Origin of the sequence: Phytoactinopolyspora endophytica (assembly GCF_004138495.1) — a bacterium.
Lineage (GTDB): Bacteria > Actinomycetota > Actinomycetes > Jiangellales > Jiangellaceae > Phytoactinopolyspora > Phytoactinopolyspora endophytica.
This window is the reverse complement of the sequence record NZ_ML142864.1, coordinates 75,236-75,767: the sequence shown is the minus strand read 5'-3', so window position 1 is coordinate 75,767 and position 532 is coordinate 75,236. Positions and strand designations below refer to the sequence as shown.

General features: G+C 66.9%; 1 pseudogene. It reads right to left on the bottom strand.

Features of this window, described 5'->3' with window-relative positions:
* Nucleotides 1-140 precede the first annotated feature (140 nt).
* Nucleotides 141-532, bottom strand: a pseudogene (locus tag ELR45_RS39050) (class I SAM-dependent methyltransferase); the annotation flags it as partial.

Sequence of the window (532 nt, the reverse complement as noted above, 5' to 3'; positions counted from 1 at the left end):
CTTGATACGGCTGTGGTGTTCCAGGTGGATGCCTCGCAAGGCGCCGGAGGAGGTCGATGCTGGTACATCGGACGACGACGGCAACGCAGCGAGGCGCCGCCTGGGCGCCACAGACGTCAAGAGACCGGCTTTACGGGGCACTAGACGCGGCGGCAGATCATCATCTCGGTGGTCGGGCTCTCACCGGTCCGGCTGACCAGCTGCCGCTCGATCGGATACAACGCGGCTCCCGCCAACCAGCCGGTGGGCGGCGTCAGGGTCGCCGCGCGCAACGCGCCGCCCCACAGCTTGCGCCAGGTCGGCGGGGCATCGACCTGAGCATTCATCAGGTAGAGCATGGGCACCCGCCGCTCGATCTCGAATCCGGCATCCGCCAGCGCGGAGACGATCCAATCCTTCGTACGGTTGACCTGGTGTTCGGTGTACTCAGGCCCACGGTGCAGGAGATTCTCCGACAGGATGGCGTAGCCGCCCGGCCGGAGCACGCGCGAGAGGTTGTTCAGCGCGGCCAGATATCGGCTGTCGTCCGTGA